The organism is Ensifer sp. Root142, from assembly GCF_001426785.1.
GTDB classification, from domain to species: domain Bacteria; phylum Pseudomonadota; class Alphaproteobacteria; order Rhizobiales; family Rhizobiaceae; genus Ensifer; species Ensifer canadensis.
This window is the reverse complement of record NZ_LMFK01000026.1, coordinates 1-22,289: the sequence shown is the minus strand read 5'-3', so window position 1 is coordinate 22,289 and position 22,289 is coordinate 1. Positions and strand designations below refer to the sequence as shown.

Here is a 22,289-nt window from a genome sequence, read left to right as displayed (position 1 = left end):
CCGCCGTGCTCGACAGCAGCGAGCCATGGCACTCGCCTCGGTGATACTCCGGGACTTCCTCCCTCCCAACGAACTGCCGCCCGTCCCATCTGGTCGGACCTGTTCTGACCGTGATGTTGGCGGCGCAGGTGGGGTTACGGGACGGCTGTCGAGCGGTGCCGGGGGCAAACGGGGACGTCTGGGAAAGCGTAAACTTGATAGGTGTCACGCTATCAAAAGCGATATGCGCCCGCGGCGGAGACGGAGCGCATTTCTTTGCCCTTAGCCTCGCTCCAGTTCCGAATTCAGATGATCGGCCAACCGGATTGCAAGAGCAAGGATCGTCAACGTCGGATTGGCGTGACCGCTGGTTGGAAACACCGAGCCGCCGGCAATGTACAAGTTGTTGATGCCATGAACTCTGCAATGAAGGTCGACGACACCAGTTTTTGGGCTCGTCGACATGCGCGTCGTTCCAAGCGTGTGCGCCATATCGATGATGACGAGATCCTGTGTGCGCCGTTCTGTGACCCAAGGTTCCAGTTTCGGGGTGGGGAGCTCAGCACGGGCGAGAGCTTCATGCGATAATTCGGCAATCCTGAGCAACGTTTTGTATTCGAGATCGCTAATGCGCCAATCGGTCTTGGCGAGCGGTACGCCGAACTTGTCCTTCCGCTCGCTGAGGCTGACCCTGCTCGCCGGATTTGGAGCCTGTTCGCAGATCGCTTCTATGCGCAACCCAGACAACTTGTGAGGCAGACCCCGGGACTGGAACTCGTCGGCGACGAGATTTGGCGAAAGCATAATCGCCGTGTTGACGATAAGATCCTTGAAGACCTTGGGTGTGCGGTGGTCCGAAAGGATCTTCATACCAATCCCCCTGGCGATGAATCCCGAACCGGCTGCAACGGAAAGAACATCACGTCCGACATTGTGGCTGCGCGAACGCAACAGCCTCTTCAAGGCGACCCATGGATCGTCTGGTGCACGTTCTGTCGAGAAAAAGACAGCGGCATTCGATATCTGTTCGCGTTCCTGGGCAGTAGCGGTTAGAGCAAGACCATGGGCGAACATGTGCGCGCGATTTTCGTGGTGAACTCCATAGAAGCCGAAGAGCTTTGTGAGCGCTGCCATTCGATCGGTCGGGATCCGCCCCACGCGTGCCGCAACGTGGTCCATGAGAAATCGCCCGACGACATCGTAGTGATTGCCGATTCCTTGCGAAAAGACATCAGTGGACGCTAGCAACAACCGGGCATTCTCAATGCCGCCAGCAGCCAGCACGCAAATCGTGGCCTCAATGCGCGCGCGCTTGCCCCCAACACTGACGACATCGATGCGCGAAAACTGGGATCCATCGCCGTTCACACCCACGCGGCTCACTGTCGCGTCGAGAAGAACATCGGTATTGGTCGGCCGGCGGGCCAGGAACTCTCGTCCGAAGCGCATTACGTCAAGGCGATCGACGCGCGAGCGAGCAAACTGCCAGTAGAATGAACGTAGCCCTTCGTTGTCAAAACGTTCCGGCGGTGCCTTTGGGCATAGGTTGAGGACCTTCATTGCACGAAGGAGATAGGGCACGATGTGTTCGTGATCGACTGGCCAGCCGGAATAGGGCACCCAGCTTCGAGCCTGAAAGTCTAGCGCATCAAATGGGGCCGACTTTCCCGCCCATGCGTGTGTGGATCCGCCAAGGCCACGGCATCGCACGCCATAGGGCTGTACGTCAGGTGACCAGAACTTGGCTTGCGAACCATGAAATTCTATCCTCTTGCGGATCTGTGCCTCTGTTCGAAGTTCACCGACGTTCTCAACTTCATTGAGCGCAGAATGCTCGGGACTTTCGAGTTCAAGCCCGCTTTCGACGACGACGACCTTCCTTCCCGCCCTGGAACACTCCTCGGCTATTGTCAGGCCCACAGGGCCAGCCCCCACAATTACGATATCCGCCATGATGATGGAGTTGTCGTCAAACTCCGAAAGCCGCCTTATCCTCATCTAAGGGGAGTTCTCTTCGAGGAAACGGAAGTCCAACCTGTGCACAATGATCGATGAGCGAAGCGCTGCACCCTATCGGCAAAGCGCATCCCTTTTGGCTTGCGAGTAACTACGCAGTTGCGGCTAACCCCATCCTGGACGCTCTTTCGCATCGGCTCCTCCGTCCTCCTTGCCTCGCAGTTTACAGCCCTGGATGGAGAGAACGTTGCGTTGGATCAAAGCCGTTCGCGTCAACTTGCTGAAGGTAAGGGGTGCTGGTTGTTGCACCGCTTCGACAAGGGCTTGCCACTGCGGAAGCGGCTGCCCAACTCTGGATCACCGCCAGGACGCTTTAGAGCCTCACCCCTTTCCAAGGACCGGCCTTTGAGAGGTTAAGCCGTAGACGCAACGCTCGGCAGCGATGGCGGGTGGCCACCTTCAGGCGGAGCCGTCGAGCGACCTTCTTGTTTTGACCGACAGAAGCCATGCGACCGACAATAACAGCAGGCTCGCCACAATCGCTTGCGCCTGGCATGCTGTGTTAGGCCTCTTTAATTGGCCGACCCACCGCGCACCGGTTTGCCGTGTTCTGCAAATAAGGTCGAACGTCACTTTCCCGCTTGCCGTAAGCCTGATTGCGGCTGGCCGCACTAAAGACCGGTCTGGGCACAGGACGGCTCATCGCCTGAACAAAGACCATCATGAAGAGAGCCCACGCGGCCATCCAGCAGACCGCCGCGGCAACAACGGGTTCGAAATACGCGGCACTCATGCCGTCGCCAAAAACACGCAGCAAAGCGGAGACAGATAGAAGCCTGAACGCGCAAGTCGTGGGCCAGCTGAGGATCAGCCTCTCACCGTTACGAACCGAGGCCGACCGCATCATGAAGGCGGCGATCATCGTTCCCATAGCTCCCATCGTCATTGCATGCAGGGCGGCGATCGGTGGGAACTGGGCGGGAAAGATAATAGCAACGCCGTTCAGGATGAGCGCCGCCGGCATCCAGGCGAAGGCGATATGCAGGATAAACAGTGCCGGATACCGCGCGGCCTTGAGGCTTTGCCAACTCGCCATTTGCAGCAACAACACAGCGCCTGAAAGCATCAACAGGTAGCCGGATATGTTTTGGATCGCGCCTCGAATACAAATGGCGGCCAGAATACCCAGGATCGCCAGATACGAAAATGCCGGCCGATCGCGAAAGGGGGTCTGTGTCCCGGTCCGGACGAGCCAATGCCGCGTGAAGGCAGGCACGGCGCGTCCACCAATCGCGGTGATCAACAGGCTATAAATCCCCCACGGCGAACCTATCGAGTTCAAGCCGTAAACGTTGGAGAGCGCGGCGCTAATTCCAAGTGCGGCCGCTCCGAGTGGTGCCCACAGGCGGTGCCACGCCGCGGCCTTTAACAACGCAACCGCCAGGACAGCCGCCAAGAACACGAAATATGCAGATGCCCCGATGACAGATGCGAGATGCGGGAAATGCATAGAGAATGCTGCCGTGAGCCGGGCAGTGCACCAAAGGGAAGAAGCAATTATTGTGACCGCAGGTGGAACGGGACCTCTCTTCGTCCACGCGGGCAAGACCGTAAGGAGATAGCCCCCTACCGCAGCACCGGCCATGCCGAACAAAAGCTCGCTACTATGCCAACTAGTTCTCTCCAGCGCGATTTCTTCCGGGAGGATCCAGACAAGGGGTACGACGAGCGCCCAAAGTCCGGCGAGAAAAAACAGCGGTCGGTAGGGTGCCTGCCAAATAGACTTCGAATTGACCACCCCTGATATCAAATGCCCCTCTTGGATTGAGCCCCAAAGCGCGCAAGCCGTCCTGCGTTCTCAAAATGTATATGCATCACCCGATCGTCAGTTGAGTTGCACCGTCCGGTATCGAACGCAGTGCAGACGCCGTCGCGGTGAGAGGATTCCAGCGCCCGCCAATTTTGCCGAGATCGGAGCTGCCGTGTTGCCGAGCCATTGCTCCGGTCTTGGTCTGTTCCCAAACCTGCACCACCGACCACGATGGTGTTCGCTCGTGCGGAGGGCAGACTGCAGCCCAACGGAAGCATCAATTGATTTGCAGGTTAAATGATGCGTACCCGCCTGCAGGGTAGACCGCACGGATAGCCTCGGTACCGAAAGGAAGGACAAAGTTCCCGATGCCGCTAAGCAGTTCGTCCAAGACGACCCTCAGTTGCATCCTTGCCAATGCTGCGCCGGGGCAGATATGGATCCCCGCACCATAGAGCAGATTTTGCGACTGATCCCGATCGGGACGGAACTGGTCCGCATCCTCGAACACTGTACCGTCACGGTTTGCTGATGCCCAAATCACTGTAATCCTTTCCCCTGCCTTGATCGTCCGCTCACCGATTGCCACAGATCGAGAAGCAACGCGCCGATTGGAAATCAAAGGTCCATGGAGACGAAGTATTTCGTCCACGGCTTGCGGAAGGAAAGCCCTGTCACGGCGTAGCTGTGATTGGACTTCGGGATGTTCCGCAAGGAAATGGACAATGATCCCGACGCAGGCAGAGATGGTGCCCAGTTCGCCCACGGTCCAGTTGCGCAAGACACTAACGATCTCCGCAGGCCGGAGCAGCCGTCCATCAACGGCCTGCCGCACCAAACTGGTGGTGATATCGTCCGGTGCTGCAGCGCCGGCCTGCTGGCGTATTTCCAGCTGTGATCGGATATAGCCATCGAATTCGAGCGCTATGGACGCAAGGGCATTCGCATCGCGGACCAGCGTCGCCTCGCGGTTCTTCCGGACCCATTGCCGTAATGGTTCGTGCAATGATCGGGGCCAGCCCAAGAAGCCACACTGGATTCGTATGGCATATGGTTCAGCAAATCCCATCATGAATTCGCTAGACGGATCTTTCTTGAGTGAGGCGACCAGATCGCGAGCAATCCAGCGGCATGCCGGCTCGAAGGCCTCAATCCGCTCCACCGCGAAGTAGGGCTCGATCATCTGCCGGTAGTGTGTATGTTCAGGCGGATCCATTCCGTTGGGAACTGACGGGTGGCGTGAAACAACGTTGCTGTAGGTTTCGTGATCGTTCAGTACCTGCAAGACATCCGTATGGCGGAAAAGCGACCATCCGAGGTAGTCGCTATAGGCCACCGGGCACGCCTCGCGCATCTGGTCGTAGGCCTGGATCTGATTGGCTAGAACCTCGCGACTGCGAGGATCCCAATCGGAGACTGTCTCCATAGAAGACTTGTGCTGGTTGGAAGCCGCTGCCGCTGCCGATTCCATTCATGCGCCCTTTCCGCCAATATGTGCCCATATGTGCATCAGCGGCAGGCGCGTTCTTTGTCGTCACTCAAATAGTTTGCGCACGCTCCAGTATTTTGAAGCCCAATTTTTGCTCGATATGAGTTCCTCCATCACGGCTCCGACCAAGGCGCGAACCGCCCGTCCTTGACTTGGCATCTGATACCAGATCGCCATTCCCGGCATGTGTGGCACGGCGTGAGTGTGGACCTCTTTCACCCGTCCATGGCCCCTACTCAGGAGCCATATGTCGCGAGTAGCGCCTTTGTGCCTGCGGCGACCGCGAAGAATGCGGACCACCCGACAAGTGCCATCGATAATCGAGGGCGTAGATCACGCAGCCCCATAAAGTAGACCACCACCCAGCGCGATTTGATGACGGTTAGGATCAGAATGACGCCGAAAGCCGTGAACGGAACAGCTTCGTGCTTCCATTGAGCCGAGATAAGAGCGGCGATGATTGCAAACAACAGTAGTTTTGCGGCACGACCAAGCAGCCATGTGGAATTGTTGGTTTGCATCGTCTACCCCAGATAGATTACGGGAAAAATTACCAGCCAGACGATGTCAATCACGTGCCAGACAGTCGTAACCAACACCACATTGGACCGCTCCATCCTTCGTGCGATCAGCAACATGAGCAGGCTCAGGAATGCCACATGCGCGAGATGGAAACCTGTGATCATGAAGTAGAGTTCGAAGAAGGCATTGAATGTCGCGTCACCGATGAACCGTAACTCGCCTTGGTATTCAACGACCCTGGTCGCTGCGAATAAAAATCCAAGCATCGCTGATGCGACCAAGGCGAACCTTCGCTTTTGGTATGTCGCCGCACGCACCGCCTCCGCCGCCAACCATCCACTTGCGATCAATACGAGCGTGTTGAGACTAGCGAGCCGCCCATTCAAATGAATTTTGGCAAGCGAAAAGCTGTCCGGGTGAAGGTACGACATCACCATGAACCCGCCAAGCAAGACGCCGAACGCAAACAATTCGCTCCAAACGAGAATCCAGAGCACCAGATCATCACTCGGTTCGTCGCTTTGCGCCAGTTCAACTGCCATGAACTCGAAATCTCCACTTTATGCACTGGTGCTACAAAACACCGCGGCGTTCTTTGTGCTTGCACAAAGAATGGTCCGAGTGCGCGTTTCGCGATGCTGATCGTAAATTTGGAGAGGCTCAACCGCCGGAAAGCAATTTGACTCGGCTTTGCAAGCTAACCAGATCAAAATCCGAGATGAGCAGATCGAGGCGGACGTTCCATTCGCAATCGCAGGGTACCGGGACGTGCTGCACGCTCCAGAAACCCGGCGACACTCGACGGATAGGCACCTTGAATTTTGAAACCGAGCCGTCAACCGACGACATCTCAAGTGTGACTTCATGAGGATCCAAGCCGGCAAATTCGGCAGTCGACAGAGATATCTCTGCATTGAAGATCAGATCGGGCGTCGTTTCGAACGCCAGCATTGCCATTGTTTCGGCATCCTGGAGGTGAACGGATGTGGCGATTGGCTGCCTTAGCGCGAGCGCACGGGGCGGCGGTGTGAACCGCCACAATGAAGTGACTGCCAATACCAGCACGACCAGGAAAACTTCGACCGAGACTAGGTTTTTCATGCTTTTGGCCGCACGAAGGCAGCCCGACGCGACACGTGGCGTTAGAACGAGGCGATTCCATGCGCCGAGTACAAGTGCGCCGCTCACCAATGTCACTTTCGCGAGCAGAACCTTGCCGTAATCAAAACCCAAGATCGCGGGGGGCCAGCCAACCTGGACATAGGCGAGATACCCTCCGGCGACCAGCATGACAGCGATCGAGTAGGGAATTGCGGCCGAGAACCTCAGTAAACTGTCACGTTGCCCTTGATGGCGGGGCCCTAGAACATGCCACAAACCAGGCAACGAGCCCGCCCAGAAACAGACCGCCGTCACATGAAGTGATACCGCGGCAAAGGAGAGCCATTTAATGCCAGCGCCGGACGCATGTCCCGTCAAGGCAAAAGCGGGGCCAATCAAAGCCAGCGATGCAAACGTCAGCGCCTTGCCGGCTATCGATCGCGGCCTTGCACAAACTGCCAGTAGGAGCGTTAGTCCCACCAAGAATATCGAACGCGCCAGGCTGCTATCGAGTGCGTCGGCCCAAGCCTTCGCTCCAAGCAACGCCGCCCATGACGCGCTGTTTTCAACTGCGAGGAGCCCGATCAGAAACACAGCACATACCGCCGCGGTATATAGAAGAGTGATTGTGGTTCTTGTCGGCGCTCTATGCGCGATCCAGAACGAGAAGAAACTTCCGCCGATGCCGAACAGGCAAGCCAGGTAGAATAGAAACTTCGTTCCGAGTGTTAACAGCGCAACCCGCTCCGCGCCTCCCGTGTCATCCTTCAACTCGCTCATGTCGTAGCTAGCGCCAACAGCAAAGACGACGGAGGCCGCGACGGGGTGGCCATCTTCGGAAAGGATCCGCCAATTTAGAGCGTAAGCGCCCTCCCCTAGCGGCTCGGCGAGCTCGACCACGACGTCGTTGCCGGAAATCGTCGCTGGCAGATTGGCTGGTTTCGCATTGCGGTCGACGAGCGTGAGGTCGACGCGGGTCACAGCTTCCGAAAACCGGAGGGACAGTTGAAGCGGCCGGGAGGTCAGACGCTCTCCTTGCGCCGGAGTGGAGGAGACCAAGACTGCGTGTGCAAAGGCATGCTGCCAAGGCATAACCAGGCAGAGCGCAAGGGTGACCAGAAATACCAACACAGAAGCGTTGCGGGGGCGGGCAAGTTCGAAAGTACGGATCATGCCCATGCCCCCGCCAGCGTCGTCACTTTTCGATGATGGTCAAAGTCGGCGCGGGATGTTCGTAGTCATCAGCGCTCTTCCCGTCAGTCGGGACCTCGATCCACCTTGTGGTAGCCCCACCCACGCAATCCTGGACGACGGGAAACGCGACAGTTGCACCCGGCTTGAAGGCGTCGGTGATGTAAGCCCGGAACACAAACTCGTCGTATTCGTCGTCCGCCAGGTTGCCCCCTGACCAGATCAGTTCGCGGACGCCACTTGTTTGTTGCTGACCGTGCAGTTCGTACGCTTCCGCATATTCGCCATGCGTCTTCTCGATTTTCCAACCGGGTTTGGGCATGGGCTTCACTGAAATTACGCCTTCCGGAAGCCGCACCCTAAGAGCAACCGTGGCCTTGCCGTCACAACCGTGCCCGACCCGCAGAATGGCTTTGTAGGTTGATCCGACCTTTGCACTGCCGTTGTCGAGGGTTATGTGCGCCATGGCAGGAAAGACCGTTCCGGCCGCCAGCAAGATGGCGGCCAACGAAGTCTTGAGCATGGACATCTCGTAGTTCCTTCACTCTGTGACCGCTGTCATTCAAGGAGACACGGTCCGATTGTTTCGACGTCACGCCAGCCGCGACGCTAAAAAAGCAAATAGACTTGAGTACTCCAGACAACTTTGATTTGCGTCAAGGAAGAGAGCTTTAGAGGCGAGCCAGCCTTCGTCTAAAATGTCGCCCAATCGGCAAGCGGGCCGACGAAGCGCGCAGCACCGCCAAGCAAGCCAGCTTAAACACCAACAGGAGTGGCACGATCGTCGGCGAAGCGATTGTAGCGATGGTCAACATTGAACAGTCATCAAAACAGATTGCCGGCATAATTGCCGTGATTGACGAAATCGCGTTTCAGACCAATCTTCCTGCATTGAACGCCGGGGTGGAGGCGGCCCGGGCAGGCGAGGCTGGCAAGGGCTTTGCTGTAGTCGCGCAAGAAGTGCGTGAACTCGCGCAAAGATCTGCAGGAGCTGCTCGAGAAATCAAAGACCTCATCCACAGCTCTCGTAGCGATGTCGAGACCGGCGTCCAACTCGTTAAGGACACCGGGGAAGCCCTCAAAAGTATCGAAGGCCAGGTTAATGCCATTAACCTGAACATGGATGCCATCGCCACCTCGACCAATGAGCAATCCGCTGGGCTCCTGCAGGTCAACGCGGCCGTCAACCAAATGGATGAGGTAACCCAACAGAACGCCGCAATGGTTGAGGAGACCAATAGCGCAAGCGCGACCTTGGCTGCAGAAGCAACCCGTCTCCACGGGCTTGTGGAACGGTTCTGGCTCGCAAGTACAGAAGCCACTCTGTCCGACGCGCGGTCTCTAGGGGCGTCTTCGCGCGAGGGAAACCCCCTGTCGAGGATAGGAGAGCGACTACGGCAACGCGTTGCGTGAGCGATTTTCGCGAACGTCGAGTTATTTGCGTTTAGTCAAAGTTCACGGCGTCTTCTCCGGTACATCAGCGTCAACGAAGCCAAGCGGCTTCAAGAACAGGAGAAGAGCTATGAAACGACTGGCAAACCTCACGATTGGAACTGCAATGGCTTTGGCGGTAATGGCTACCGTATCGCAGGCAGCCGACTATGAAGTACACATGCTGAACAAGGGCAAAGACGGTGTGATGGTGTTCGAGCCGGGACTTACTCGAGTGGCCCCGGGAGACACCGTAACATTTATACCGACCGATAAGTCTCACAATGCCGAATCGATCGCCAACCTCATCCCGGAAGGTGCGCAGGCTTTCAAAGGGAAGATGAACGAAACGGTGAAAATCACTTTCGATGTTAAGGGCGCGTACGCCATCAAATGCGCTCCCCACATGAGCATGGGTATGGTCGCTCTTGTCGTCGTCGGCGACGCTCCGGACAACCTCGAAACCGTGAAGACTGCCAAGCTCCCGAAGAAGGCGCGGGATCGTCTCGACGCTGACATTGCAGCGGGAGCGATGTAACAACGCCACGACGATCTGAACGCCCACGTTCCCAAAACGTGGGCGTTTTCATGTGGTCCTATCGACCGCCGGCGCGCGAGGAACGACGATACAGGTGTAGGCAACATCTTCCGGAAGAGATCAGGGCCATTGGTTGGAAGGCACAGGCAAGCTGGGCTAGCGATACCGTCGGCACTCTGCGGCCTGCAAACCGCAACCGAAGGTCATCACCGCGATTGTCCGAGAGCTGGCAGGTTTTGTGTGGAATGTGAGCCGACATATCCAACCAGTTCGATGAGGAACTAGACCCACGGGAGTTCTGATAACACATAGCAACCTGATCGGCCGCGAAATCCAGGCATGATGGGAAATCCTCGAGACACCTTGGACGAGCTTCCAGCTTATGCCCGTGCTTAGAGCGAGGAAGACCCGTGCCAGTCATGAGAGAGTATCATTTCGCCCTTAGCCGGAACCGACCCGTTTTGGTCATTCGCCAAACAGCGCCTTGGTGTATTTCTTGGAGACGGTCCCGCTGCGCTGTCCGTTCGCGCCATAGTACCGATCTTCACGGCACAGCCGCTCCTTCGCGTCGCAGAAAATCCCGTTGGCAAAGGTGAACTCGGTCAGGTCAACATCACTGGTCGTGAACAGCTTGTTCGCGGCGGCCTTCTTACCGAGATATTTTTTCGTCAGCTCGTGGGAGATCCCCTTTTCATTGGCGCACACGTAGCGGTCGCAGAGCACGCCCGACGCTGGCGATTGGATCGTGGCCCGCTGCTTTGCGTGAGCGGGCATCACGCCCAGGGCCAACAACAAGGCCAGAGAAATCGATCGGTACGGTTTGTTCATAGTTAGACCTCGCTTGGTGGGTGATTCTTCTTCAAAGAATAAAAGACAAACGGACGAAAACATGTTTGCGTGCCGATTGAGTGGAATTGGGATCAAGGGCGGGACCGGAGGCCGCATCCGGGAACGGAGCGCAGCGATTGCCGAACGGGTGAGGATGCTGGCGACGCGGCGGCCGTGACCACTTGCCATAGCAGTATCCTCGCCAGATCATCACGTGATGGCCGGCACCTTGCTTGGGCAACATCCCTTACCCATTGCGCCATAGACGATGTTGCCGTCGTCTCTAGGCACCGAACGAGCAGGCGGAGCTGTACGGGAATTCGCAACCTAGGCGGCATGGGATCGCCGCGCCGCGATCGGTATGACGAAGGGAACGTCCTGTCCCTCAGCGACAACCTCCACATCAACTCCATAGACCGAGCCTAGTCTCGAGGCGGTCAGGACAGCCGCTGGCTCTCCGGAAGCGGCAACCCTGCCCTTCTGTAGCAGAAGCAGCCGGTCGGTGGTCCGGGCCGCGAGATTGAGATCATGAACCGCCATGAGGATGAGTGCGCCCGATCGGCAAACATAGTCCCGCAACAGAGCAAGGACCGTCAATTGATGGCGCAGATCCAGTGCGCAGGTCGCTTCGTCGAGGATAAGCAGCCGCGGCTGGCGCATGAGCCGCTGCCCGAGCAGGACCAACTGCTGTTGACCGCCTGACAGCGTGTTAATCCGGCGATTGGCAAGATGCTCCAGTCCCAGCTCGCAAAGCATCGTCAAGGCTCTCGTGATCTCAGGTTCGCCTATTCGCCATCCCAACTGCTCATGGCGGGCGAGCAGCACAGAGAGATCTGCGTTTACAGAGCAATGTTGCGGCATGAAGCCGACAGTTCTGCAGTCGATTGGGCCGCTCTCCCATTGGATCGTGCCCGAATGCGCAACACTCCCGGCAATGGCGCCGAGCAAGGTGGATTTGCCAGCACCGTTCGGGCCAACCACGGCGACGATCTGGCCCGGCGCGAGCGTCAGCGAGAAGCAGTCAATCGTGCGAGTTCGCCCGTGGTCCACGCAAACATTCGTCAAAGTCAGACCCTCGGTCACAGTTGCTCTCCTTTGCCACGCCGCGCAATGACGACAAACAACATGGGAACGCCAGCAACAGCCGTGATTATGCCAACGGGGATGACGGCGGCCGGGGACAGCAGCTTTCCGAAAACCGATGCACCGATCAGAATGATCCCGCCGAGCGTTGCACTCATTGGCAGCGCAAAGCGGTGATCCTCGCCAACGGCCGCGCGCGCCACGTGTGGCGCGATCAGGCCGACGAAACCGATCGTCCCCACGAAACAGACGGCCGCGGCCGTCAAAAGCGAGACGAGTACGAAGCTGCGTCTGCGCAGCGCATCAACCGACAAGCCCATGCTAGCGGCATTGACGTCACCCAATCTCAGCAGCGTCAGCTTCCAGCTGTCGCGTATGACGAAGGGAAGGCATGCGGTCAGGATCGCCGCGGTGACGGCAACAGTGGTCCAGCTTGCTTTCAGCAGGCTGCCGAACAGCCAGAAGACGATCTGTTGGAGAACTTCGGGTGCGGCCATGAATTGCAACAGGGATTGCATGGACTGAAAAAGAAACAGGACCGCAATGCCGGCCAGCACGAGAATTTCGGGGGTCGTTCCCCGCAGGGCCGCAACGCAGTAGACGAGGCCGCATGCAAGGAGCGTCATGAGGAAGGCTGATGCCGGAACCAAAATGAAACCCGGCAACGGCAGGAACCCACCAAACATGATTGCCAGCGCCGCACCGAACCCTGCGGCAGCGGAAAATCCGAGCGTGAACGGGCTTGCCAAAGGATTGGAAAGTATCGTCTGCATTTGCAATCCGGCAACCCCGAGGCAGACGCCAACGAGCACGCCCATAGCCGTCTGGGGCATGCGCAACTGCCACAAGATAGTCGCCGCCATTCGATCTGCGCCATGAGGGCCAGCCCAAAGCGTCGCCCAGACTTCGGCAAGTGCCATGCCCGACGGTCCCTTTGCCAGGTCAACCAGCACCAGAAATGCAAGCGCTAGCATCGCGGCGGCAAGTGCCGCAAGACGGAGGGAAACGTCGCGGCGATAGTGCGAGCGAAAGATATCGAGTTTAAGGGCCGCGTCGCTCATTGGCCGTCGGCCCGATAGGGGAGCACAAAAACGCCCTCTGCTTTTATCGGCATCCAGGTGTCGTAGTAGCGTTTAATCTCGACTGCCGGGTCTACGTCGCTGAAAGCATCCGGGTAGAGCTGCTTGGCTATATATTGCGCGTAGACATAGTCAGACAAAGTCCGCGCACCGCCGTGGTAGATCGCATGCAAGGCGGAGTTTCTAACCGCCGGCAACCCGTCCCAACCCGGTCGGGCGATATAGGCCTTCATGCGGTCGCGTGCGATTTCCTTAGAGGCGCCGAACCCGACCGTGACCGCCTGTGGCTTGTCCAACCATTCAGAGCCGGCGAGAAGGATGATATCGGGTTCCTGTGCAAGAACGTATTCCGGGCTGAGCGGCCCCCAGTTTTCCAACTGCCCCTTGGCGATATTGGTCCCGCCAAGTCTGTCGATGAGCGATCCCCACATACCATTGCCGTAGCTGTTTCCGACTTCGGAAGGGCCTTTTTGAGCCAGCTCGACATAGACCTTCTTGTTCGTCGGTTTCGCGTTGGCGATGCGCCTGTCGATATCCTGCATTGCTGCCTCATATTGGGAAGCAAGTCTTTGCGCACGGTCACGCGATCCCATGACCGCCCCCAGAACAAGCGTCGACTGGACATGTTTCTCGACCGTCTGGGCATTATAGTCGAGCACGACCACAGGAATGCCGGCCGTCTCCATCTGTTTGACGGCCTCGCCAAGTGCGTCGAAAGACCAGGCGGATAAAATGACGAGGTCCGGTTTCACCGACAGCACCTTCTCAATTGAAAACGTGCCGTTTTCCGTATCGCCGACATCCGGCAGTGCTGCAAGGGAGGGAATTGCGTCGAGATAGGCCGCAAACTGGTTCGGCCGCCAGTCCTTCCAGGTGGAAAGTGACAACGCGACCACCTTGTCCATGGCGCCTGGACCAACGACCGCGATGAAATCCTCGTAATAGAAGTTCAGGACGACCCGTTGCGCGGGAGCAGCCAAACTGACGTGACGGCCCTTGACGTCGGTGACATTGATTTCCGCGCGGCCCTGTCCGGCAAAGACCAGGACAAAAGTGGTGACGATAAGTGCAAGTGTCTTTTTCATGGGAATGATCCATTTCCAGTAACTTGTGTGAAGTCCGGCTCAGGCTCAACGTTTGCGGACCTCGCCGCGTCCCCCTGCGGCCATCGCTTGCAGCCTGTCTGTGTCCAGCACCCTCACGATTTCCGGGTGTGAGAAATCGATGACCTTGTCCCGCTTGAGCTGGTTGAGGCATCGGCTGATTGTTTCAATCGTCAAGCCGAGCCAGTCGCCGAGATCGGCGCGGGTCAAATGCAGATTGAACGTCGGTGCACCGCGTTGAGGGTTGCGCGGTGCGCGCTTGAACTGTTGGGCAAGATCAAACACGGCCGAGCTCACGCGCTCCATCGCTGTCTTGCGTCCAAGCAGGGTTGCAAGGCTGTGAGCCCGGTTCAGCATCTGCACCAGAGCCTGGTCGAGAATGCCTTGGTCGACCGTTCGACCAAGGCTTTCGACTTGACTGAACGTCAGGGCCTGGGCGCCGCAATGGTTGTCTTCGTGAAAGACGAGACCGAACAAGCGACCGGGACCAATGATGTCGAGGATCTGTCGACGACCGTCTCTGAGTGAATGTGTGAGCGCGACACAACCATCCACCAGTCGATAGATGGGGACAGCGGTCTCATCCTGGTCGTAAATCGTCGTTCGGGGTGAAAACAGCCGGCGACGGCCGACAAATGAAGGAGAAAACGGCAAGCCCGCGAAATTCGGCGGCAGCGCAAGCGCTGCCTCCACAGGCATCGAGATGTTAAGCATGGATTTTTTCCGGCGTTCGGCCGCGGGCTTGCTCGTGCAAGTGCGATGCAGCCGCCAAGGTTGCTATCCGCCAGCGCAAGGCGCGGCGGTACGATCAACCCATTACGCTGGCGGGAGGCGCCCGCGGCGACGCGTTGGCGGTTCGCACAGGTCGCCGGTCTGTGTTCGGGCGTGCGGAAAAACCATGCTCTCGAATTGAACCTAGCGGCACCCCGACCGTGTCTGTCGGCGACGGAAGCAGCAGCAAGGCACTGAGGCGGCACGCTTCGCAGGCTCCCGATGCGCCATCCCCCTCTTCACCGTCATGGACGCCGGCAAGGCATAAGTCCGGCGCCGTGCCATCTGGAAGAGCAAACGCGGAGACGTCAGAGCCGACAGCTACGAACGCGGTAGCCGGAGCCCTATGGGCAAATGATATGGACAACAGGGCAATCGCGCACAGCAAGCGCAGATAGGTCGCCCATTTTCCATAAGCCCGTGACAAATGAAATCTCCCGATTTGACACTCTATTGATACCCTATTGCTGGCGAGCGACCTTGCTCCAGATCAAGCTTCAGCGACATTCCCGCACGCCTTGCCTCGGCAATGGTGGTAGTCCGTCGAAACCGCCCCCCGAAAAAACAACCCGTGATTGCGCACTTTAAAATCCGGAGGCGCCGCGGTGAGCGACGAAACATCCAAGTGGCAACGATCGGTGCGGCCAGGCGGCCAGGGCATCAGCCTGCCTTGCCGTGAAATCGTGGCGACAGTCGACAACCTGTCATTGTTTTGATTTAATCTGGCTTCCTCAGCCGGAGGATTGCAACACGATGAATGGTTGGAACAAGGACGGGCGCGGCAGCGTCAGAGTATCACCGGTCGTCGGCTGGAAGGCCGCAACACTGATCAACAACGAAGCCGACGTTTTCCTTAGGCTCGAGTTCAGCGTCAATCCGGATAACACCGACGTATCAGCACTCCAATTTGCACTGACTGAGCATCAGGCTCGCGAAATCAGTACCAAACTGAGAGCCCTTGCAGACACGATATCGTCTTACGCCCTCCAGCCCACTTGATGGCCGATCGTGTTCGGCTCGCTCGATCCGAGCGAACGACGAATGCCCGATGAAATGGCCGACCTGCACCGTTACTTGTTGCTGGCGATCGTCGATCAGCAAAGCGGATTGGCGCGTACGTCGAGGAACTTTCACCGATTACATCACGAACGAACTTTCTTTCTGGCTTCTGGGTCAATACCTTCACGAATACCTTCTATCCCCCATGAGCTTCCGAACATGAACGGAGTCAATTCGGGGTGGAAGTTCCAGGGGAACTGAGGGACAAGACCGCCAATCCCCGATGAGCGAAATCAATCGATTAGAAGCCTCGCCAACAGCGCAGTAGTTTCGCTTACACGAACATCATAACGACCATGTAGCCCACGATAACGAGCACTAAGCCAACGACCAGCATTGGCACGAGTGTACTTTCCGACTGACGATCGTTCATGTTGCTATTCCGCCTATTTGTTGGTTTCGTGTCTTGGCTAACTGACTTTGGTCGGGCCCTGCCGAACGCTTTCTGCGGGACGACGAGGATGGTCGACGAACGCAGCTAGCCTCCCGAGGTCGAAGGTCGCCTGAGGTCAAGGGACTCCTCGCTGACAATGCAGTTGTCGGCGTCGACAATGCCCCGCCAGACCGAGTTGCCGTTACGCACAGTCAGGCGCTTGCGGCCTGCGTCGCTGTCGACGCCGCGCTCCACTATGCTGGTCACAAGGCCAAGACGCATTCGGCGCCGAAGTTCGCTCGCCTCAATCGAAAGCCGCTCCGCCAGGAATGCCGGGTCCAGAACATAATCTCCGGTCTGGTCAAGCTCGAGCCTCATCTGGCCTCCCTCATCGAATGTACGCCGCCGGTATGGCATAAAGATATATTGACGATATATGTTTTGATCCGCATAGTGAAGCGTATTCTCATCACACACCCATCGTCGTTGGACGACAAAGGGCCGCATCGGCCTGACTGAGGGCTGAATCCAGGCATGAGCAGAGGCGCAAATGACAAACCAACCATCGTTATCGACGGCAGGGTGCTACCCGAGCAGTTAGACGAGCAGATGATCCACGACGTGGTTCACGGCTTCTACGACGAGATCCGCAGGGATGCCCTGCTCGGGCCGGTGTTCAACAGCGCCATCGCGCGGCATGATTGGCCACAGCATCTGACGAAAATGTGCGACTTCTGGTCGTCTTTGATGCTTCGCAGCGGCCGCTATGACGGCCGACCGCTGCCGCCGCATCTGGCGCTTCCTGGTCTTGGCGAACAGCATTTCCGCCAATGGCTGGGTTTGTTTCGCGCTACAGTCCAAAAACTCTGCCCGCCGGAGATTGCGGCGCTGTTCCTGGAACGGGCATTGCGCATTGCGCATTCCTTCCGCCTTGCACTGGCCTACAATCGCGGTGAAAACACGATGTCCGTCGAGCCGATCACGGCCGACAGCCTATGACCTTCCGGGGGCAGTCGGCAGGATCGGCATGCGCAAAGGTTGGAGCGAAATGAGGCTGACGAACTTTTCCGACTACACGCTGCGCATGCTGATGTTCGCGGCGTCCGCTGGGGACCGGCTGTTCACGATCGAGGAAACGGCGCGCGCCTTCGGCGTGTCGAAGGCGCATCTCAACAAGGTGGCCAACACGCTGACCCGCGCCGGGTACCTGACGGCGGTTCGCGGCAGATCGGGCGGACTGACGCTCGGACGTCGTCCGGAAGACATCCGCATAGGTGACGTGATCCGGCTGACCGAGCCGGATTTCGCCCTGGTCGAATGCTTTGCCACCGGCAACCAGTGCACGATCACGCGGTGCTGCAAGCTTTCCGGCATGCTGCGCGACGCGCTGTCGTCGTTCCAGAACACCCTCGACCGTTACACGCTTGCCGACATCGCACTGACGCGCCAGGATTTCCTGATTGATACGCCCCGCACCTAGAGCATTTCCAGGAAACGTGCGAAGCGGTTTTCCGTCAGGAAATGCGTAAAAACAAAGAGATAGAACGTTTGTTCGGTTCCGTCTAAATCGGAAACGCTCTAGCGACTGCCCCGGCGCGGGAACGACCGCGCTTGGCTCCGATGGAGCATATCGCAAAAATTGCACGCAACTGCAGGTCAAATTCACTTGCCTGGGAGCGGGAATGGCGGACAATCCCGGATGAGTTGCCTGTTGGGTAGGTAAGCCCAGCGTCGCAGTGACGATACCGGCAGCTGCCCTTCGACGGAGGAGAAGATGGCCGCCAACCTTTCAGGCCAGACCGGACCCGACCTCGCCCTCGGCATTGCGCTCACCGATCTTCCCGATGGCGGCAAGCTGGTCGGTCATCGCGATGGCGAGCCGGTGCTTCTGTTGCGCCGCGGATCCGAGATATTCGCGATAGCCGCCAACTGCTCGCATTACGGTGGGCCGCTGGTCGATGGCCTCGTCGCCGACGACACCGTCCGCTGCCCCTGGCATCACGCTTGCTTTCATCTGCGCACCGGAGAGGCCCTGCGTGCTCCGGCGTTATCGCCGCTCGCATGCTGGTCGGTTGAACAGCGCGGCGACAAAATAATCGTTGGCGAGAAGCGCAAGAAGCACACGCCTGCCCCACGCGAAGGCGATGCCGGGGCGGCTCCCGAAAAGATCGTCATCGTCGGGGGTGGCGCCGCTGGCTTTGCCGCCGCCGAGAGGCTGCGGCGCGAACAATTTCAGGGCGCCATCGTCATGATCAGCGATGACGAGGCGCTGCCCGTCGACCGCCCTAACCTTTCGAAGGACTATCTCGCCGGTAAGGCTCCGGAGGACTGGATCCCGCTGCGCAAGGAGGGCTTCTATGCCAAGAACGGCATCGACTTGCGCCTCGGAACCAGGGTTACAGACATCGATGTCCGCGCCAGCGAAATCTTGCTCGCCGATGGGGCTCGGATCGCCTTCGACAGACTGTTGCTGGCGACGGGCGCCGAACCGGTTCGCCTGACCATCCCCGGCGCCGACCAGCCTCATGTCCACACGCTGCGCTCGCTTGCCGATAGTCGGAAGATCATCGCGCAAACCGGCATTGCACGCAGCGCCGTCGTCCTGGGCGCCAGCTTCATCGGCCTCGAAGTTGCCGCCGCCCTTCGGACCCGCGGTGTCCAAGTGCATGTGGTGGCGCCCGACGAACGGCCGATGGAACGGATACTGGGGCCGCAGATCGGCGATTTCATCCGCGCCCTGCATGAGGAAAATGGCGTCATCTTCCACCTTGGGGATACCGTGACGAGCATCGGTGCAACGGAGATCCAGCTGAGCAGCGGCGGCATCCTGGCCGCAGACATGGTCGTTGCCGGCATCGGCGTGCGCCCGCGGGTCGGTCTCGCCGAAGCGGCCGGGCTCGCCACCGATCGGGGCGTTCTGGTCGATTCATATCTTGAGACCAGCGTGCCGGGCATATATGCGGCCGGCGATATTGCCCGGTGGCCAGATCCCCATAGTGGCGAGAACATCAGGGTGGAGCACTGGGTGGTGGCGCTGCGGCAAGGTGCTGCGGCCGCACTCAACATGCTCGGACGCCGGACGAAGTTCACGGACGTGCCGTTCTTTTGGAGCCAACATTACGACGTTCCGATCAACTATGTCGGCCATGCCGAGGGATGGGACGAGATCGAGGTCGAGGGCGACATTCCCGCCAGGGACTGCCTCCTACGTTTCAGGCGCGGCGGACGTGTGCTGGCGGTCGCCACGATCTTCCGCGACACCGAGAGCCTGGAGGCAGAGCTGGCGATGGAGCGGGGCGAGGCTGTTCTCACCTGATCAGATGCTTGAGCTTGGCAAAGGCTTGGTCGATAGGATGGGTCCGGGCTAAGGCGGCAGGAAGAAGAGGTCCGCGCCTGCAGCACGACTGGCGGTTTGGCCCTTATGGCTGCCGAGATTGTCGAGGGTGACGATGTCACCCTTGGTGAGCGTGGGTACGGGATCCTCACGATATCGAGGGTAAGAGATCGCCGTTGATCGGTCCATCGATGTCCAAGGGGCATCGACGCGGTCGCAGCGCAAGGCGGCAAAGAAAATCAGGGTTTTCCAATGCCCGTGCGGGAACGCGGCACAGAGGCGTTGGCCACGCGGTGCCCCCTTGGGGCGACATGTTGATCTCGATCCAGGTCTCATCGAGAAAAACCAGCCGCCGCAGGCACTATTGGGCGACAAAAGTCAACCAATCTTGACGATTTGGACCATAAAAAGCCCACCAACCCGCACGACGGTCTGTTTATAGGTCATAATTGAAAATCGCCACAATGACCTTGCCGACCTCGCCCCAGCGAACCCTAATCCCTCAATGAAAGAAGGCGGTCCTGCCCGTAGGGATACGGCTTTCATGCGACCAACCTACCCGCACATCGGCTCCCTTACATTGAAAACCGCAGGCTGTGCTCCATGTTCCTAGGGAAATCCACACTTAGAGAGGAGTCGGCATGAACCGGAATACCGTAATTGGCCTAGTCGTCGCTGTTGTGATCATTATCTTGGCGGTGATGTTCCTAATGCCAGGGACGAACGACACCGCGACAGAAACGGCAACCCCGCCGGCAACCACTACGGAACCGTCAACAGCGCCGTCTACGACGACGCAGCCGTCGACAACTACTCCGTCCACGACGGAGCCGACTACGACCGCACCGTCGACCACCACACCATCAACAACACCGTCCACTACCCAGCCGTCGACGACAACACCGGCGCAATAACAAAGGCGGCCGCTCGATCCTTTAAACAGAGAGCGGCCGCACAATTGCCATCTCGCGAGAGGCGCGCCATCGCGGGGCGCAGTGTGGAAAATCAAAGAAGCGCTCGAGGAGCTGGCGGGGGCATGACCATCACGCCGGAATGTCGCATGAGAGACAACCGAGACATATCAAGATGAACGACAAGATCGCCCAGCTTTCCAAGCACAGAGCATTCGTTTCAGTCATCGCCCGCAGCAAGCCTTGCGACTTATTGATTGCCAGTGAAGAAGCGCCCTGTGTCGATATCGCTACCGACAAACCGGACACAAACTCTAAAGGTGATCGTTTCAGCGTCTACGAAAACAGCGATGGCCGTTTCCTGTTAGGATATCTTGTCGCCGTACGCTGGGTCAGGATCGAACGCGCCTATTTCCACAGCTTCATTCGCGAGAGCGAGTATTAACGCCGGCTAGTCTCGAAAAAGTTCTGCGGCAGATTGCAGGTGTAGGTTTTCCTGCTAGCTTCGGGCACGAATTTCTTCCAGGGGGGCCTTATGTCTAACGCAGATTTCTTTAGTCAACTTTTCCCGGCCGATTTCTGGCCCGAATCACTCAACAGCGAGCTAGTCGAAGATCCCCACAATATGTTCGGGGACCAAGCTGTGTTTTCATGGCTTATCAAGACGGTTCAACCGAAAGACATCATCGAGATTGGCTCATGGAAAGGGCATTCTGCCAATTTCATCGTTGATGAATGCAAGGCAAATGGCCTTGATCCCCGCATCGTATGCGTTGATACGTTCCTCGGCGGGCCTGAGCATTGGGTGATGCCCGACCTCCGAAGCACACTGCATCGCCGCTTAGGCCGCCCGACCATCCTCGAACGCTTCCTCGGCAACACGTTGGCTCGCGGTAACAAGGGTAACGTATTCCCGTTGACTATCGATAGCCGCAGCGCGATCGAGGTTTTCAAGTCTTTCGACTTCAAGGCCGATCTTATCTTCGTTGATGGTGGGCATGACCCGGACACGGTCATCAACGATGTGATCGGCTACTTCCCGTATTTGGCTGAAGATGGGGTCATGTTCGGGGACGACTACCAGTTTCCGCCACTCGCCAAGACATTGCACGAGTGCGCCGAAAAGCTGGGTGTTCCGGTTCTTGTCTCCGCCCGCAAGTGGATCCTGGCCACCCCTGGCTTGATGCGGAAGGTGACTATGCCTGACGTTCAGTTGCGGAACAGCTTTGACGGATGGATCCATCCATAGTCCGCCTACTCGTCTGCGGCAGTAGACCGTGTAACCCCACTGAGCTGGATGCTTGCTGCATTATCATCCGCAAGGTGCTCGAGCAGCAAGGCGACTTCGCCTTCTGACATACTGGCTTGTTCCTGACAGGCCCGCACTACATCCTTCAGACATGTGTTCTCGGCCTCCAGCGATGCGATACGTACTAATGTGTCTCGCATCGCGCCTCTCATGATCGCAGAGGTCGGGAAACCTTCAAGATCGATAGGCTCTGCCGGTCCAATCTCCTCTTATAGGACCTCCCCATCCAGGATGACGCGGCGCACGTATTGGCAGTAGGCCCCTTGAGGCTGACCATCAAGGCCGAAGCGGATCAGGATTTCGTAAGGGATCTTGGTGTCTTCGGTACGCATCCGAGGAGGGCCGCCTTGCTGAGAAGTGAGGCGAACTGGATGTTCTGTCTATATGGACGTCAATATAGACAGTGTGAGAACCGTGGATTT

General features: G+C 58.1%; 23 protein-coding genes and 1 pseudogene. 8 read left to right on the top strand and 16 right to left on the bottom strand.

Annotated elements, in window-relative coordinates; all coding sequences use genetic code 11:
- Positions 1-261: 261 nt before the first annotated feature.
- The 7 genes from ASD52_RS23595 to ASD52_RS23565 all read right to left on the bottom strand — a co-directional run bounded on the left by ASD52_RS23595 (position 262) and on the right by ASD52_RS23565 (position 8,577).
- Positions 262-1,932: a GMC family oxidoreductase gene (locus tag ASD52_RS23595; protein ID WP_244497507.1), complete on the bottom strand. Its 1,671-nt coding sequence runs from the start codon at positions 1,930-1,932 to the stop codon at positions 262-264.
- Between the two features lie 565 nt (positions 1,933-2,497).
- On the bottom strand, positions 2,498-3,733 hold the full coding sequence (locus ASD52_RS23590; RefSeq protein WP_063991861.1) for an NnrS family protein: 1,236 nt from the start codon (positions 3,731-3,733) through the stop codon (positions 2,498-2,500).
- A gap of 289 nt (positions 3,734-4,022) precedes the next feature.
- Positions 4,023-5,216, bottom strand: coding sequence for a cytochrome P450 (locus tag ASD52_RS23585; RefSeq protein ID WP_244497506.1), 1,194 nt, complete (start codon positions 5,214-5,216; stop codon positions 4,023-4,025).
- Between the two features lie 254 nt (positions 5,217-5,470).
- Positions 5,471-5,755: a cytochrome C oxidase subunit IV family protein gene (locus ASD52_RS23580; protein ID WP_057225584.1), complete on the bottom strand. Its 285-nt coding sequence runs from the start codon at positions 5,753-5,755 to the stop codon at positions 5,471-5,473.
- A 3-nt stretch (positions 5,756-5,758) separates the two neighbouring features.
- Positions 5,759-6,298 carry a cytochrome c oxidase subunit 3 gene (locus ASD52_RS23575; protein ID WP_057225582.1) on the bottom strand — a complete coding sequence of 180 codons (540 nt, stop codon included), beginning with the start codon at positions 6,296-6,298 and terminating at the stop codon, positions 5,759-5,761.
- A 118-nt stretch (positions 6,299-6,416) separates the two neighbouring features.
- Positions 6,417-8,030 carry a copper resistance protein CopC gene (locus ASD52_RS23570; protein WP_162254177.1) on the bottom strand — a complete coding sequence of 538 codons (1,614 nt, stop codon included), beginning with the start codon at positions 8,028-8,030 and terminating at the stop codon, positions 6,417-6,419.
- A 22-nt stretch (positions 8,031-8,052) separates the two neighbouring features.
- The gene (locus tag ASD52_RS23565) at positions 8,053-8,577 is read right to left on the bottom strand and encodes a DUF1775 domain-containing protein (protein ID WP_082571866.1); all 525 of its coding nucleotides are present in this window, start codon (positions 8,575-8,577) and stop codon (positions 8,053-8,055) included.
- Between the two features lie 185 nt (positions 8,578-8,762).
- Here ASD52_RS23565 and ASD52_RS23560 point away from each other — a divergent pair.
- Together ASD52_RS23560 and ASD52_RS23555 are read left to right on the top strand one after the other, a co-directional pair.
- Positions 8,763-9,461: pseudogene (locus tag ASD52_RS23560) on the top strand (methyl-accepting chemotaxis protein); the annotation flags it as partial.
- A 145-nt stretch (positions 9,462-9,606) separates the two neighbouring features.
- Positions 9,607-10,017: a pseudoazurin gene (locus ASD52_RS23555; protein WP_057225613.1), complete on the top strand. Its 411-nt coding sequence runs from the start codon at positions 9,607-9,609 to the stop codon at positions 10,015-10,017.
- Positions 10,018-10,482: 465 nt separating this feature from the next.
- Here ASD52_RS23555 and ASD52_RS23550 read toward each other — a convergent pair whose 3' ends face one another.
- The 5 genes from ASD52_RS23550 to ASD52_RS23530 all read right to left on the bottom strand — a co-directional run bounded on the left by ASD52_RS23550 (position 10,483) and on the right by ASD52_RS23530 (position 14,824).
- Positions 10,483-10,845 (bottom strand): YcgJ family protein, encoded by a 363-nt coding sequence (locus ASD52_RS23550; protein WP_057225576.1) that lies wholly within the window; start codon positions 10,843-10,845, stop codon positions 10,483-10,485.
- 327 nt (positions 10,846-11,172) lie between these two features.
- Positions 11,173-11,928 carry an ABC transporter ATP-binding protein gene (locus ASD52_RS23545; protein ID WP_057225574.1) on the bottom strand — a complete coding sequence of 252 codons (756 nt, stop codon included), beginning with the start codon at positions 11,926-11,928 and terminating at the stop codon, positions 11,173-11,175.
- Complete coding sequence (locus ASD52_RS23540) at positions 11,925-12,989, bottom strand: iron ABC transporter permease (RefSeq protein WP_057225572.1); 1,065 nt, start codon at positions 12,987-12,989, stop codon at positions 11,925-11,927. The genes ASD52_RS23545 and ASD52_RS23540 overlap by 4 nt, the downstream gene beginning before the upstream one ends.
- Positions 12,986-14,092 carry an ABC transporter substrate-binding protein gene (locus ASD52_RS23535; RefSeq protein ID WP_057225570.1) on the bottom strand — a complete coding sequence of 369 codons (1,107 nt, stop codon included), beginning with the start codon at positions 14,090-14,092 and terminating at the stop codon, positions 12,986-12,988. Before ASD52_RS23535 ends, ASD52_RS23540 begins: the two co-directional genes overlap by 4 nt.
- A gap of 45 nt (positions 14,093-14,137) precedes the next feature.
- On the bottom strand, positions 14,138-14,824 hold the full coding sequence (locus ASD52_RS23530; protein WP_057225568.1) for a helix-turn-helix domain-containing protein: 687 nt from the start codon (positions 14,822-14,824) through the stop codon (positions 14,138-14,140).
- Positions 14,825-15,634: 810 nt separating this feature from the next.
- Here ASD52_RS23530 and ASD52_RS23525 point away from each other — a divergent pair.
- On the top strand, positions 15,635-15,880 hold the full coding sequence (locus tag ASD52_RS23525; RefSeq protein ID WP_057210593.1) for a hypothetical protein: 246 nt from the start codon (positions 15,635-15,637) through the stop codon (positions 15,878-15,880).
- A gap of 538 nt (positions 15,881-16,418) precedes the next feature.
- On the opposite strand, the gene ASD52_RS23520 is transcribed toward ASD52_RS23525, so the two are convergent.
- Positions 16,419-16,691, bottom strand: a complete 273-nt coding sequence (locus ASD52_RS23520; RefSeq protein WP_057225566.1) for a DUF6522 family protein — start codon at positions 16,689-16,691, stop codon at positions 16,419-16,421.
- 156 nt (positions 16,692-16,847) lie between these two features.
- On the opposite strand from ASD52_RS23520, the gene ASD52_RS23515 reads away from it, so the two are divergent.
- From ASD52_RS23515 to ASD52_RS23505, 3 genes are all read left to right on the top strand, one after another.
- Positions 16,848-17,312, top strand: coding sequence for a group III truncated hemoglobin (locus tag ASD52_RS23515; protein WP_057225564.1), 465 nt, complete (start codon positions 16,848-16,850; stop codon positions 17,310-17,312).
- 49 nt (positions 17,313-17,361) lie between these two features.
- On the top strand, positions 17,362-17,793 hold the full coding sequence (locus ASD52_RS23510; RefSeq protein WP_057210656.1) for an Rrf2 family transcriptional regulator: 432 nt from the start codon (positions 17,362-17,364) through the stop codon (positions 17,791-17,793).
- 294 nt (positions 17,794-18,087) lie between these two features.
- Positions 18,088-19,629, top strand: coding sequence for an FAD-dependent oxidoreductase (locus ASD52_RS23505; RefSeq protein ID WP_057225562.1), 1,542 nt, complete (start codon positions 18,088-18,090; stop codon positions 19,627-19,629).
- Positions 19,630-19,677: 48 nt separating this feature from the next.
- On the opposite strand, the gene ASD52_RS38710 is transcribed toward ASD52_RS23505, so the two are convergent.
- Both ASD52_RS38710 and ASD52_RS38705 read right to left on the bottom strand, forming a co-directional pair.
- Positions 19,678-19,836: a hypothetical protein gene (locus ASD52_RS38710; RefSeq protein WP_156613017.1), complete on the bottom strand. Its 159-nt coding sequence runs from the start codon at positions 19,834-19,836 to the stop codon at positions 19,678-19,680.
- Positions 19,837-20,272: 436 nt separating this feature from the next.
- Positions 20,273-20,527, bottom strand: coding sequence for a hypothetical protein (locus ASD52_RS38705; protein ID WP_156613016.1), 255 nt, complete (start codon positions 20,525-20,527; stop codon positions 20,273-20,275).
- A gap of 206 nt (positions 20,528-20,733) precedes the next feature.
- Between ASD52_RS38705 and ASD52_RS23495 the strand changes: the two genes are divergently transcribed.
- Together ASD52_RS23495 and ASD52_RS23490 are read left to right on the top strand one after the other, a co-directional pair.
- Positions 20,734-21,003 (top strand): hypothetical protein, encoded by a 270-nt coding sequence (locus ASD52_RS23495; RefSeq protein WP_057225557.1) that lies wholly within the window; start codon positions 20,734-20,736, stop codon positions 21,001-21,003.
- A gap of 90 nt (positions 21,004-21,093) precedes the next feature.
- Positions 21,094-21,807 carry a class I SAM-dependent methyltransferase gene (locus tag ASD52_RS23490; RefSeq protein ID WP_057225555.1) on the top strand — a complete coding sequence of 238 codons (714 nt, stop codon included), beginning with the start codon at positions 21,094-21,096 and terminating at the stop codon, positions 21,805-21,807.
- A 269-nt stretch (positions 21,808-22,076) separates the two neighbouring features.
- Here the strand turns inward: ASD52_RS23490 and ASD52_RS40640 are convergent, their stop codons facing one another.
- Complete coding sequence (locus tag ASD52_RS40640) at positions 22,077-22,199, bottom strand: hypothetical protein (RefSeq protein WP_277996389.1); 123 nt, start codon at positions 22,197-22,199, stop codon at positions 22,077-22,079.
- Between the last annotated feature and the right edge of the window lie 90 nt (positions 22,200-22,289).